Source organism: Paraburkholderia adhaesiva, assembly GCF_021390575.1.
Lineage (GTDB): Bacteria > Pseudomonadota > Gammaproteobacteria > Burkholderiales > Burkholderiaceae > Paraburkholderia > Paraburkholderia adhaesiva.
Genome location: NZ_JAJEJQ010000001.1, coordinates 1950714 through 1964436 on the forward strand (window position 1 = coordinate 1950714; position 13723 = coordinate 1964436).

Sequence of the window (13723 nt, forward strand, 5' to 3'; positions counted from 1 at the left end):
AAAGCGTCGCAAAACAAAATCGCTGCAACGTCCAGTATCACCTTCACTTCTCACGCGTCGAGACGAGCAATGAACTCCCCTTCCATGTCCCGGATAGCGCTATCCCGGCCAGCGTCGTGCCGGGCCGCCGTTGCCGCCGCGGTAACGGCACTGGCCCTTTCGGGATGCGCGAACTACTTCGGCATCCGGAGCGACAAGACCATCGCCCAGCCGCAGCAGTTCGAGACCTCGCAGAGCATTCCCACGCAGGGCGGCCAGTGGCCCACGCTCGAGTGGGCCAACCAGTTCGGCGACGCGCAGTTGCCGAAGCTGATCGACGAAGCGCTCGAAGGCAGCCCGACGATCGCGCAGGCGCAGGCTCGCATTGCCAAAGCGTCGTCCTACATCGAGTCGTCGCGGTCCGCGCTCTTCCCGAAGGTCAGCGCGAGCTACTCGTGGACCCGCGAGCTGTACTCGGCCAACGCCCTATTCCCGCCGCCCTACGGCGGCACATGGTATAGCGAGAACAATGTGCTCGCGAGCGCGTCCTGGGACCTGGACCTCTGGGGCAAGAACCGCCAGCGCCTCGCACAGGCGGTCTCCGCGCAGCGAGCCACGCTCGCCGACATGCAGCAGGCGCGCATCACGCTCGCCGCCTCGGTCGCGCGCACCTATAACCAGCTCGCGCAGCTTTACGCGCTGCGTGACATCGCGGTCAGCGAGATCGACAACCGCAAGACGATTGGCACGATCACGAACGGGCGCGTCGTGGCGGGCCTCGACACCAACGTCGAACGTCAGACCGCAAACGGCAACATCGCAACGAGCCAGGCGAACCTCTCGCAGATTGACGGCCAGATCGAGTCGGTGCGCTACCAGCTCGGCGCGCTGCTCGGCAAGGGCCCGGACCGCGGCCTGCAGATCGCGAAGCCGGTGCTGAACCCCGCGGCCAACCTCACGCTGCCCGACAACCTGCCCGCCGACCTCGTGTCGCGCCGCCCGGACATCGTCGCGGCGCGCTGGCAAATCGAAGCCGCGATGCACGACGTCAAGGAAGCCAAGGCCGAGTTCTATCCCGACGTGAACCTCGCTGCGGGCTTCGGTTTCGATGCCTTCGGCTGGGGCAAATTCCTGACCTCGTCGAGCCGGCAGATTCAGTTCGGCCCGGCAATCCATCTGCCGATCTTCGACGCGGGCGCGCTGCGTGCGCAACTGCGAGGCCGTTACGCCGACTTCGATCTCGACGTGGCGAACTACAACCAGACGCTCATCGGCGCGTTCCAGGACGTCGCGACCCAGGTGTCGTCGATCCGTTCGGCCGACAGGCAGCTCGTCGACGCACAGCGCGCGCTCGACGCCTCGACGAATGCGTTCCAGCTCGCCGTGATCCGCTACAAGGCGGGCCTCTCCGAGCAGCTCCAGGTCCTCAACGCCGACCAGAACCGCCTCGCCGCGGAACAGACCGTAGCGAACCTGAAGGCCCAGCGGCGCGACGACCAGATGGCGCTCATCAAGGCGCTCGGCGGCGGCTTCGACGCACAAGGCGCGGGCCTCGTACCGCCGACCGAAATCGGCAGCGAAGCGAAGGGGCCGAACGGTACGCCGTGGAGCGACACGAAGGTGCCCGCCCAGAGCGCAACGGCGTCAGCAACACCGTCGAACTGAGACCGCACTCGCACGATTAATACAGCCTCGATCGAATCATCGACCGAATAGCAAGAGAGAACCCGGAGATCATTTCCATGAGCACCCCCCAGCAACCGGCAGCCAATCCGCAGCCAAGCGCAGGCAACGGCAAGCGCCGCCGCATGATGACGATGCTGATCCTCGTCATCGCGATTGCAGCCATTGCCTACGGCCTCTATTACTTCCTCGTCGCACGCTTCTCGGAAAGCACCGACGATGCGTACGTGAACGGCAACGTCGTGCAGATCACGCCGCAGGTGACCGGCACGGTCGTCGCTGTGAAGGCCGACGACACGCAGACCGTCAAGGCCGGCGACCCGCTCGTACTGCTCGACCCCGCTGACTCGCGCATCGCGCTGCAGCAGGCCGAAGCCAATCTCGCCCAGACCGTGCGCCAGGTGCGCGGCCTCTTCGCCGACGACAGCCAGTACCAGGCCCAGGTCGCGGTGCGCCAGGCCGACCTCTCGCGCGCGCAGGACGACCTGCGCCGCCGCATGGCGGTCGCGCAGACGGGCGCCGTTTCGCAGGAAGAAATCTCGCACGCCCGAGACACCCAGCGGAGCGCCGAAGCCGCGCTCGAAGCCGCGCAGCACCAGCTCGACGCAAACCGCGCGCTGACCGCGAACACGACCATCTCCAACCATCCGAACGTGCTGGCCGCCGCCGCGAAGGTCCGCGACGCATACCTCGCCAACGCGCGTAATACGCTGCCCGCGCCGGTTACGGGCTACGTCGCGAAGCGCTCGGTGCAGGTTGGACAGCGCGTCTCGCCGGGCACGCCGCTGATGTCGGTCGTGCCGCTGAACGCGCTGTGGGTCGACGCGAATTTCAAGGAAGTGCAGCTCAAGCACATGCGTGTCGGCCAGCCGGTCGAGATGAGGGCCGACGTGTACGGTTCGTCGGTGGTCTATCACGGCAATGTGGTGGGTTTCTCGGCGGGCACGGGCTCGGCCTTCTCGCTCCTGCCCGCGCAGAACGCGACGGGCAACTGGATCAAGGTCGTGCAACGCCTTCCGGTGCGCATCTCGCTCGATCCGGCTGATCTCGAGAAGCACCCGCTGCGTATCGGCCTTTCGATGACGGTGGATGTCAACATCAAGGACGACACGGGCAGCCAGCTCGCCAACGCGCAAAACACCGTCTACGCGACGGATGTGTTCGACAAGTACGGCAAGGAAGCCGACGACACGATCGCTCGCATCATTGCGGAAAACGCCGGCACCAATGCGTCCAGCTCGGGTAAAGGCGCGAATAAAAGCGCTGCCAAGGCGACGGCGTCGTCGGCCGGCCACGCAGCCAAAGTGATGTAAGCCGCACGAGCCCACAAGAAGCGAAGTAATGGCAGACCAACAAAGCGCAGTCCATCCGCCGCTGCAAGGTGCGAAACTCGTGTTCGGCACCATTGCGGTGTCGCTCGCGGTGTTCATGAACGTGCTGGACACCTCGATCGCCAACGTGTCGATTCCGTCGATCTCGGGCGACCTCGGGGTGTCCTCCGATCAGGGCACCTGGGTCATCACGTCGTTCGCGGTCGCAAACGCGATCTCCGTGCCGCTCACCGGATGGCTCACCGACCGCATCGGCCAGGTGCGTCTCTTCATGGCGTCGATCATCCTGTTCGTGATCTCGTCATGGATGTGCGGGCTTGCGCCTACGCTGCCCTTCCTGCTCGCTTCGCGCGTACTTCAAGGCGCGGTGGCGGGCCCGATGATCCCGCTTTCGCAGACGCTCCTGCTCGCGAGCTATCCCCGCGCGAAGGCGCCGATGGCGCTCTCCATGTGGTCGATGACCACGCTCATCGCGCCCGTGATGGGGCCGATTCTCGGCGGCTGGATCTCCGACAACATCTCGTGGCCGTGGATCTTCTACGTGAACATCCCGGTCGGCATCGTAGCCGCCCTCGCCACGTGGTCGATCTTCCGCGACCGCGACTCGGTCATCAAGAAAGCGCCGATCGATGGTGTCGGCCTCGCCTTGCTGATCATCTGGGTTGGTTCGCTCCAGGTGATGCTCGACAAGGGCAAAGACCTCGACTGGTTCTCGTCGACGACGATCATCGCGCTCGCGCTGACCGCCGTTATCGCGTTCGCATTCTTCGTGGTGTGGGAGCTGACCGAGAAGCACCCGGTCGTCGATCTCTCGCTCTTCGCGCGGCGCAACTTCACCGGCGGCACCATCGCGCTTTCGGTGGGCTACGGCCTCTACTTCGGCAATCTCGTGCTGCTGCCGCTGTGGCTGCAGACCGACATCGGCTACACCGCCACCGACGCAGGCCTCGTGATGGCGCCCGTCGGCGTCTTCGCGATCATGCTCTCGCCGATCACGGGCCGCATCCTGCCGCGCACCGATCCGCGCTACATCGCTACAACGGCGTTCATCGTGTTCGCGCTCTGCTTCTGGCTGCGTTCGCGTTACACGACCGGCGTGGACACGTGGGCCCTCACCTTGCCGACGCTGATTCAGGGCATCGGCATGGCGGGCCTGTTTATTCCGCTTGTGTCGATCACGCTTTCAGGACTGCCGGGCAACCGCATTCCGGCCGCTTCGGGTCTTTCGAACTTCGTACGGATCATGTGCGGCGGCATCGGCACGTCGATCTTCGAAACGGCGTGGGATCACCGCACGACGTTTCATCACGCGCGCCTCACCGAGCAGGCCACACCGACGAGCCCGATCTTCAACCAGTCGATGCAGCAGATGCAGAACGTGGCTGGCCTCGATCCGGCACAGGCACACGGGCTGTTCGACCGGATGCTGTCGCAGCAAGCCGCGCAGCTCGGCGTGAATGATCTGTTCTACATTTCGTCGGCCATCTTCATCGTGCTGATTGCGTTGATCTGGATTACGCGGCCCGAACGCGCGGGTAGCGCGGACGCGGGGGCAGCAGCGTCGGCGGCACACTGAGTTGTTGATACGGCGGGCGCACGTCACAGCGCCCGTGCAAACTAAAACGGCACGCCCGGTTCACACCGGCGTGCCGTTCTCTTTGAGCCCCGCGATACGCCTACGCGGCAGCGCTCACCACCAGCCGCTCGGGCGCGAGCACACCGTTCGCGGCCTTCGCGACGCCCAGCAACCGTGCGTCGGCGCCATAGACGCGCACGCGCTGCGCCTCGCCCCACTGCGTCCGGTCCGCCACAAGCTCATTGAGCGGCAGGCGCTGACCGTGCATGAAACGGCGCGATGCCTCATCGTCGAGTGTCACGGCCGGAAACGTCGACAGCAACGCGTCGACCGGTTGCAGCCACACATCGCGAGTGGCGTCGTCGGCATCGGAAAGCGTATCGAGCGTCACCGCATGCTCGAGCGTCAACGCGCCCACGCCCGTGCGTCGCAGCATCACGAGATGCGCACCGCAGCCGAGCGCCTCGCCGATATCCTCTGCGAGCGTGCGTACATACGTGCCCTTACTGCACGTCACACGGAACGTCACGTCCGGAAGAGCACACGCGATCATGTCCAGCGCGAGGATCGTCACCTGACGCCCTTCACGCTCGACGACCTGTCCCGCGCGCGCGTATTCGTACAGCGGCTTGCCATCGCGCTTGAGCGCGGAATACATCGGCGGCACCTGCACGATATCGCCGACGAACTTCGTCATCGCGTTGCGCACGGCGGCTTCGTCGCATGTCACGTCGCGCGTCGCTACGGCTTCGCCTTCGGCATCACCGGTCGCCGTGCGAATGCCGAGGCGCATGGTCGCCTCGTAGGTCTTGTCGGCGTCGAGCAGATCCTGCGAGAACTTGGTCGCTTCGCCGAAGCAAAGCGGCAACAGCCCTGAAGCGAGCGGATCGAGCGTGCCGGTATGACCTGCCTTCTTCGCGCGATAGAGCCGCTTCGCGCGGATCAATGCGTCGTTGCTGGAAAGACCGATGGGTTTGTCGAGCAGAAGCACGCCGTCGAGCAGGCGACGCGGGACCTTCGGCCGGCCCGAGCCGGCTTGTGTGGGAGAAGAAGATGCTGTCATGTCAGGCAGAACAAACGACCGGATGAATCGCCGGCACAAGAGCGCGCCGCCATCCGGCAGGCATCGCCCTCATGCGCACGCGTGCCCGGCCGGCCGCGCTTAGTCGTCCTTTGCGCGCGTCGAATTGGCTTCGTCGATGAGGCGCGACATTTCGACGGCCCGCTCGACCGTCTTGTCGTAGTGGAAATGCAGCGTCGGCACGGTGTGAATGTGCAGACGCTTGAAGAGCAGGTTGTGCAGATGGCCCGCCGCGTGGTTCAGTGCATCCTGCGTGGCGTGCGGGTCCCCCGTGAGCGTCGTGAAGTAGACCTTCGCGTGCGCGTAGTCCGGCGTCAGTTCGACGCTCTGGATCGTGACGAGCCCGATGCGCGGGTCCTTCACTTCGCGCGACACGAGTTCGGAAAGATCGCGCTGGATCTGGTCGGCGATCTGCACGTTGCGATTCGGAGAGGAACGTTTTTTCGTCATGATTTATCCGCCCAGCTTCGGCGGCCTTAAAACCGGACGGCTTCGCAAACAAAGCCGTCCGTACAAAAACAAACGGGCGGGGCTGGCCAGCGCCCGCCCCGCCCGTCTAGCGTCGCGCCTCTCGCGTTACAGCGTACGCGCGACTTCCGTGATTTCGAACACCTCGAACTGATCGCCTTCGACGATGTCGTTGAAGTTCTTGATCGACATACCGCACTCGAAGCCCTGCTTGACTTCCTTGACGTCGTCCTTGAAGCGCTTGAGCGAGTCGAGTTCGCCGGTGTGGATGACCACGTTGTTGCGCAGCACGCGCACCGACGACGAACGCTTGACGATACCGTCCGTGACCATACAACCGGCCACCGCGCCGACCTTCGGCACCTTGAACACCGCGCGCACTTCGACCATACCGGTGACGATCTCGCGCTTTTCCGGCGCGAGCATGCCCGACATCGCAGCCTTCACCTCATCCACAGCGTCGTAGATGATGTTGTAGTAGCGGATATCGACGCCATTCGCTTCGGCCAGCTTGCGTGCCTGAGCATCGGCACGCGTGTTGAAGCCGATGATGACCGCCTTCGAAGCCGTCGCCAGGTTGACGTCGTTTTCGCTGATGCCGCCAACCGCGCCGTGCACGATCTGCACGCGCACTTCGTCGGTCGAGAGCTTGAGCAGCGCGTGAACGAGTGCTTCCTGCGAGCCCTGCACGTCGGCCTTGACGATGAGCGGCAGGTACTGCACTTCGCCCTCGCCCATCTGTTCGAGCATGTTTTCGAGCTTCGCGGCCTGCTGCTTCGCGAGCTTGACGTCACGGAACTTGCCCTGGCGGAACAGCGCGATTTCGCGCGCCTTGCGCTCGTCGGGCAGCACGATGACTTCTTCGCCGGCTGCCGGCACTTCCGAGAGACCCTGAATTTCGACCGGGATCGACGGACCCGCCGACTTCGTCGGCTTGCCGGTTTCGTCGAGCATGGCACGCACGCGACCGTAAGCACTGCCGGCGAGGACGACGTCACCGCGATTGAGCGTACCCGACTGCACGAGCACCGTCGCGACCGGACCCTTACCCTTGTCAAGCTTCGCTTCGATCACGAGGCCCTTCGCGGGTGCTTCGACCGGCGCCGTCAGTTCCAGCACTTCGGCCTGCAGCAGCACGTTTTCGAGCAGATCGTCGATGCCCGCGCCGGTCTTCGCCGACACCGGCACGAACGGCGAATCGCCACCGTACTCTTCCGGCACGACACCTTCCGTGACGAGTTCCTGCTTCACGCGCTCGAGATTCGCGTCAGGCTTGTCGATCTTGTTGATCGCGACGACGAGCGGCACGCCGCCTGCCTTCGCGTGGGCGATCGCTTCCTTCGTCTGCGGCATCACGCCGTCGTCGGCCGCAACCACGAGAATCACGATGTCGGTGGCCTTCGCGCCGCGTGCACGCATGGCCGTAAAGGCCTCGTGACCCGGCGTGTCGAGGAACGTGATGACGCCACGCGGCGTTTCGACGTGGTAAGCGCCGATGTGCTGCGTAATGCCGCCCGCTTCGCCCGCGGCAACCTTCGCGCGACGGATGTAGTCGAGCAGCGAGGTCTTGCCGTGGTCGACGTGACCCATGACCGTCACGACCGGCGGACGCGGCAACTGCTCTGCGTCCGTCGCCGTTTCCTGGCCTTCGACCAGCAGCGCTTCCGGATCGTCGAGCTTCGCGGCAACCGCACGGTGGCCGAGTTCCTCGACGATGATCATCGCCGTTTCCTGGTCGAGCATCTGGTTGATCGTGACCATCTGGCCCATCTTCATCATCGCCTTGATGACTTCCGATGCCTTCACGGCCATCTTGTGCGCGAGGTCGGCCACCGTGATGGTTTCCGGCACGTGCACTTCACGCACGATCGGCTCGGTCGGCGCCTGGAACGACGAACCGTTGTCCTGATGCTTGCCGCGGCCCTTCGGACCACCGCGCCAGCCACGGTCGACACCGCCCGAGGAATCGCCACGCGTCTTGATGCCACGACGCTTCGCGGCGTCGTCCTGCCAGCCGCCCTTGCCTGCGCCCGGCTTCTTGTTGCGGTCGCCCGCGCCGGCGCCCGGTGCGCCCGCGGCGGGCGCAGCAGTGGTCGTCGTAGCCGGCTTCTTCGCCGCACCGCCCGCTGCCGGACGTGCAGCACCTTCCGGACGCGCCGGCTTGTGCAGCGTGCCCTTCGCTTCGGCGGGCTTCGCCGGCTCAGCGGGCTTCGGCGGTTCGACCGGCTTGGCCTGCTGCGCCTTGCGAGGCGTATTCATCATTTCGCGGATCGCGCGCGCTTCGGCCTCTGCGGCCGCACGGCGGCGGGAGATCTCTTCCTGCTCCAGACGCGCCTTTTCGGCGGCCTCGCGCGCAGCGGCCTCGGCCTTCTGAGCGGCTTCGCGCTGGGCAGCACGTTCGGCAGCAGCGCGCTGTTCGTCCTGTTGCTCCTGCTGGGCCTGCGATTCCTGCTTCGCCTGGGCCTCAGCCGCGGCGCTGCGTTGCGCCTCGACGGCCTGGGCAGCCAGTTCGCGGGCCGCCGTTTCGGCTACGGACTTCTTCTTCGCAGCCTCTTCCTCGGCGCGACGGCGCTCGGCCTCCGCGGCTACTTCGCGCGCGAGGCGCTCGGCCTCTTCACGGGCGAGAAGCTCCTGGCGCTCCTTGAGCTCCTGAGCCTGACGTTCGAGCAGCTCGGCCTCACGGCGAGCTTCCTCTTCACGGCGCTGCAGCTCCGCCTCTTCGGCGGCAGCGGCTGCGTCGGCTGCATGATTCGATGCCTCCGCCTGATCGGCGGATTCGTCACGGCGGACGAACGTGCGCTTCTTGCGCACCTCGACCTGAATGGTGCGAGCCTTACCCGTCGCGTCCGACTGCTTGATCTCCGACGTATGCCGGCGCGTCAGCGTGATCTTGCGCTTGTCCGCGTCGGTCGAACCGTGCGACTTGCGCAAGTGGTCGAGCAGCCGCGCCTTGTCGGTTTCCGACAGGGCATCGTCCTCGCTCGCTTTCTGGACGCCCGCCGCCTGCAGCTGCTCGAGCAGCACGCCTGCAGGCATTTTCAGTTCCGCGGCAAATTGGGCTACGTTGTTACTCGCCATTCATTCCTCTTAATGCAAGGAGCCATTCCTTGCGGTTGACATCGGTTCATGCGGCCCTCATGGTCCTGTCAGGTCCAGTGAGGTCCCGTGGGACCTGCACCAAAAACGGGACCGGCCGCGATCAGTTCAGTGGGTCATGGTCGTTTCCTGGTCGTTCTTCACTGGGTTCATTACTGAAACCAGTGTTCACGCGCCTTCATGATCAACGCCTTCGCGGCGTCCTCTTCCATTCCCGTCATTTCGGTCAGCTCGTCCACGGCTAGCTCGGCGAGCTCGTCGCGGGTGTGAATCTCGTGCTGAGCCAGCTTCGCAAGCAGATCCTGGTCCATGCCGTCGAGGCTCTTGAGATCCAGCACGGCGCTCTCGACTTTCTCCTCGTTCGCGATGGCCTGGGTGAGCAGCGCGTCGCGCGCGCGATTGCGCAGCTCGTGCACGGTGTCCTCGTCGAACGCCTCGATCTCGAGCATTTCGTTGAGCGGCACGTAAGCGATCTCTTCGAGGCTCGTGAAGCCTTCGTCGATCAGGATGTCGGCGACTTCTTCGTCGACGTCAAGACGCGCCATGAACAGGTCGCGCAACACGCTGCGCTCCTGGTTCTGCTTCTGCGCGCTTTCGTCCGGCGTCATGATATTGATTTGCCAGCCGGTCAGTTCGCTGGCAAGACGCACGTTCTGGCCGCTACGGCCGATGGCAACCGCCAGCTCGCCTTCGTCGACGACGACGTCCATCGAGTGCTTTTCCTCGTCGACGACGATCGACTGCACGGCAGCCGGCGCGAGCGCGCCAATCACGAACTGGGCGGGGTCTTCCGACCATAGCACGATGTCGACGTTTTCGCCACCGAGCTCGTTCCTCACAGCCTGCACGCGCGAACCGCGGATGCCGACGCAGGTGCCGATCGGATCGATACGCTTGTCGTAAGCGACGACGCCGATCTTCGCGCGCACGCCCGGATCGCGCGCGGCCGCCTTGATCTCGAGGAGACCCTGCTCGATTTCCGGCACTTCCATTTCGAAAAGCTTCATCAGGAACTCGGGCGCGGTGCGCGAGAGTTCGATCTGCGGACCGCGTGCCGTGCGGTCAACCTTGCCGATCCAGGCGCGCACGCGGTCGCCCACGCGCAGGTTTTCCTTCGGAATCAGCTGGTCGCGGCGCAGCAGCGCTTCGACACGGCCCGACTCGACGATGAAATTGCCCTTGTCCATGCGCTTGACCGTGCCGGTCATGATGCTTTCGCCGCGCTCGAGGAAATCGTTCAGGATCTGCTCGCGCTCGGCGTCGCGCACCTTCTGCAGGATGACCTGCTTGGCGGCCTGCGCACCAATACGGCCGAACTCGACCGACGGCACCGGCTGCTCGATGAATTCGTCGATCTGGATGTCGGGACTCTGCTCGCGCGCTTCGAACAGCAGAATTTCCTGATCCGGCTCCTGAAGACCTGCTTCGTCGGGCACGACGCGCCAGCGGCGGTACGTCTCGTGCTCGCCGCTTTCGCGATCGATATGCACGCGGATGTCCGCATCTTCGTCGAAGAGTTTCTTGGAGGCGGATGCGAGCGCCGCTTCAAGGGCGGCAAACACCACGTCCTTGTCGACATTCTTCTCGCGTGCCAGCGCGTCCACCAGCATCAACACTTCGCGACTCATTGTTTGCGGCTCCTAAAGTCAACTTTGGGGATAAGGCGTGCTTTGTCGATGTCCGCGAGCGTGAAATCCAGCATCGCGGGACCTGCCTTCCCTTCGAATTCCAGACCGATGGTCTCGCCCTCGGGTGCATGCACGATGCCCCGGTACGATTTCCGTCCGTCCAATGGCTTTTTCAACGTGATAACCGCCTCGCAGCCTGCGAAGCGTTCGAAGTCCGCCAGTTTCTTCAGCGGACGGTCGAGTCCCGGCGACGAAACTTCGAGTCGCTCGTAGTCGATGTTCTCGACCGTCAGAACGTGCTGCAGCTGACGCGTGACCTTCTCGCAGTCCTCGATCGCGATGCCGGCAGGCTGATCGATGTAGATGGTCAGCATGCCGCGCCCGGTGCGCTCGAGGTCAACCAGCTCGTAACCGAGTCCGGTGACCGTGGTTTCAATCAGTTCCGTCAGTTGCACAATGCCTACTCCAGATGTTCGCGCGGCAGGCCTGCAACTTCCAGAAAACTGGTATCGCGGGCCGCGCGCCAGGTGAGCGCGCGCTCTTGCACATTGCCTGCCCCCCCGGGCGACACACCCTGCACGACCCGATCCGGGCCCCGCGCTTTTCGGCCTGCTTTGCGGTCTGTTTTCAGTCCGCTAGCAGTCCGCCGCCGGCCTGCTTTCAGCGCTTCAGGCTCGCTTGAAACACGTTCAAAACGCGCTCGAAACTGTATGCAGACTGCAAAACGGCCGGACCAAAAAAAAATGGGCGAAACGCCCATCTTCTTTTATTGCCAAGGTGGTCGCACCTGGGGCGCAAATAAAAGCCGCACGCCCAGCGACCACGAGATTCTAGCCTTTTTTCGACACCAACGCAATCTGACGCACGCTAAATGCCTGTTAGGAAAGGCTTGATGCGAATCCGGCGCGCGTCTTGCGGCATATCTTGCGCGACGACACAACCGCCGATTTAGCCATCCCGGAGATTCGCGATGGCGCTGGCTGCTGACGCCACTGCGACCATTGCGGCAACAGCGGCGCAGTACGCTCAGTGACCGCGCGTGCGATTGCGCGGCGTGCCGCGCTGACCACCACGGTTACCGCCCGCCGCGCGGTTGCCGTTGGGGTTGGTTCCGGGGTTGCCCTTGCCGCCCGGAGCGCCGCGGCGATTGCCATTGGGATTGGCGTTCGCGTTGCCGCCCATGCGCTTGCCCGTGCCAGGCGCGCGATTTCCATCGACGTCCCGGCCGCCCGTTCGGTTGCCGTTGCGACCGCCGCCAAAGCCCGTGCCCGTACCCGAGCCGAAGCCACCCGACATGCCGCCAAAGCCGCCTGCACCACCCGGCGCGCCGCGACGTCCCTGGCGCGGCTGGCCCATCGCGCCATGGGAACTCAGCACAGGCTCGCGGTTGATGAAACCCATTGAGGTCTGCATCGGATCCGGCTGACGACGCTCCTGTACATTGCCGCCGCGACCGCCCTTCTCCTCGGTCGGGGCCTTAAGGCCAACGGACGCCATGAGCGTGCGCACCTGGTTGTCCTCCAGCTCCTCCCAGCGGCCGCGCTTCAGGCCGCGCGGCAGTGCGATCGGGCCGTGACGCGTGCGGATAAGACGGCTCACCATCAGACCAACCGCCTCGAACATGCGACGCACTTCACGGTTACGACCTTCAGCCAGCGCGACGTGATACCAGTGATTCGTGCCCTCGCCGCCGCCATCGCGGATGCGCAGGAAGTTCGCCGGACCGTCTTCGAGTTCGATGCCCTTCAAGAGCTTCTGGCGGTTCCCTTCGGTCAGTTCTCCGACCACGCGCACGGCGTACTCACGCTCAACGCTGTAACGCGGATGCATGAAACGGTTGGCGAGGTCGCCCGAAGTGGTCAGCATCAGCAGACCTTCGGTGTTGAAGTCGAGACGGCCGACCGCGAGCCATTTCGCCGTCTTCATCGGCGGCAGGCGGTCAAACACCGACGGACGGCCTTCCGGGTCGGCATGGCTCACGATCTCGCCGGTCGGCTTGTGGTAGAGCAGCACGCGCGGCGGCTTGTTCGGCAGCTTGCGCTTGATCGGCTTGCCGTTGATGCGGACCTGGTCGGTCGGCAGAATACGCTGGCCGATGTGCGCAGGTTCGCCGTTCACCGAAACACGCCCGGCGATGATCAGCTCTTCCATGTCGCGGCGCGAACCCATGCCCGCGTCCGCGAGAACCTTGTGCAGCTTCGGTGCGTCGTCGTCCGCGCTCAGCTCGCGCTTTGCCTGCTGCACGCGGCCGCGGCGCAGCATCGGCGCGCGCACGCCGGCTCCGCCGGTGTTGTCGGCGTCGAAGGCAGGCGACGTCACGTACAGGAACAGGTCATCCGGAGAGCTACCCGCCGCGGCAGACGCGGCGTCGGTGCGTCCATGGCCCGCTTGCCCCGCCTGTTGACCCTTCCGGCCCTTGCCCGTGTGCTTCCCGGCCCCAGCTCCGGCCCCGGCGGCGGCCTGATCGGCCTGCGGGGTCTGGTTGCGACGGCCCGGCTTCTTCGCTGCGCCTTCCTTGCGCGGTGCGCGTGGCTGCGCGGCGACCTCGCCTTGCGGCTGCGTTTCGGTCGCGGACGGCACGCCTTCTGCAGGCACGGCATCCGCAGTCTTGGCCTTCGCGCCCGCACGGCGGCGTGCGATCAGGCTACGCGGCCCCCGGCGCAGGCCGCGGCGCGGACGATCCTCGCCCTCGCCTTCGCCGCCACCGGACGTCGGCACTTCGGCGGCGTTGCCACCGGTTTCACGGGCACGAGGTTCGTCGGCATGCGCGGAAGCCGCGCGGCGCGAGGATTCGGACGCGTCGGTCGAATCGGTGTCGTGGATATCAGTCAAAACAACCTCAAAATGTCAGGTTGCGCGCCCCATTGCGGGGCGCGTCAAA

Annotated in this window: 9 protein-coding genes; 3 read left to right on the forward strand and 6 right to left on the reverse strand. The window is 65.0% G+C overall.

What is annotated here, in order from left to right:
* Nucleotides 1-69: 69 nt before the first annotated feature.
* The 3 genes from L0U80_RS08860 to L0U80_RS08870 all read left to right on the forward strand — a co-directional run bounded on the left by L0U80_RS08860 (nucleotide 70) and on the right by L0U80_RS08870 (nucleotide 4569).
* A complete protein-coding gene (locus tag L0U80_RS08860; RefSeq protein WP_373322128.1) occupies nucleotides 70-1644 on the forward strand; it encodes an efflux transporter outer membrane subunit in 1575 nt (524 codons plus the stop codon).
* 77 nt (nucleotides 1645-1721) lie between these two features.
* Complete coding sequence (locus tag L0U80_RS08865) at nucleotides 1722-2975, forward strand: EmrA/EmrK family multidrug efflux transporter periplasmic adaptor subunit (protein WP_233863575.1); 1254 nt, start codon at nucleotides 1722-1724, stop codon at nucleotides 2973-2975.
* A gap of 28 nt (nucleotides 2976-3003) precedes the next feature.
* Nucleotides 3004-4569 carry a DHA2 family efflux MFS transporter permease subunit gene (locus tag L0U80_RS08870; protein WP_233863576.1) on the forward strand — a complete coding sequence of 522 codons (1566 nt, stop codon included), beginning with the start codon at nucleotides 3004-3006 and terminating at the stop codon, nucleotides 4567-4569.
* 100 nt (nucleotides 4570-4669) lie between these two features.
* On the opposite strand, the gene truB is transcribed toward L0U80_RS08870, so the two are convergent.
* From truB to rluB, 6 genes are all read right to left on the reverse strand, one after another.
* Nucleotides 4670-5632, reverse strand: a complete 963-nt coding sequence (gene truB / locus L0U80_RS08875; RefSeq protein WP_233863577.1) for a tRNA pseudouridine(55) synthase TruB — start codon at nucleotides 5630-5632, stop codon at nucleotides 4670-4672.
* Between the two features lie 99 nt (nucleotides 5633-5731).
* Entirely contained in the window at nucleotides 5732-6100 is a 369-nt protein-coding gene (gene rbfA, locus L0U80_RS08880) for a 30S ribosome-binding factor RbfA (RefSeq protein ID WP_233863578.1), read from the reverse strand.
* 126 nt (nucleotides 6101-6226) lie between these two features.
* Complete coding sequence (gene infB / locus L0U80_RS08885) at nucleotides 6227-9196, reverse strand: translation initiation factor IF-2 (protein WP_233863579.1); 2970 nt, start codon at nucleotides 9194-9196, stop codon at nucleotides 6227-6229.
* 170 nt (nucleotides 9197-9366) lie between these two features.
* On the reverse strand, nucleotides 9367-10842 hold the full coding sequence (gene nusA / locus L0U80_RS08890) for a transcription termination factor NusA (RefSeq protein WP_233863580.1): 1476 nt from the start codon (nucleotides 10840-10842) through the stop codon (nucleotides 9367-9369).
* Nucleotides 10839-11297: a ribosome maturation factor RimP gene (rimP, locus tag L0U80_RS08895; RefSeq protein WP_028216619.1), complete on the reverse strand. Its 459-nt coding sequence runs from the start codon at nucleotides 11295-11297 to the stop codon at nucleotides 10839-10841. The genes nusA and rimP overlap by 4 nt, the downstream gene beginning before the upstream one ends.
* Before the next feature lie 571 nt (nucleotides 11298-11868).
* Nucleotides 11869-13674, reverse strand: coding sequence for a 23S rRNA pseudouridine(2605) synthase RluB (rluB, locus tag L0U80_RS08900; protein ID WP_233863581.1), 1806 nt, complete (start codon nucleotides 13672-13674; stop codon nucleotides 11869-11871).
* Between the last annotated feature and the right edge of the window lie 49 nt (nucleotides 13675-13723).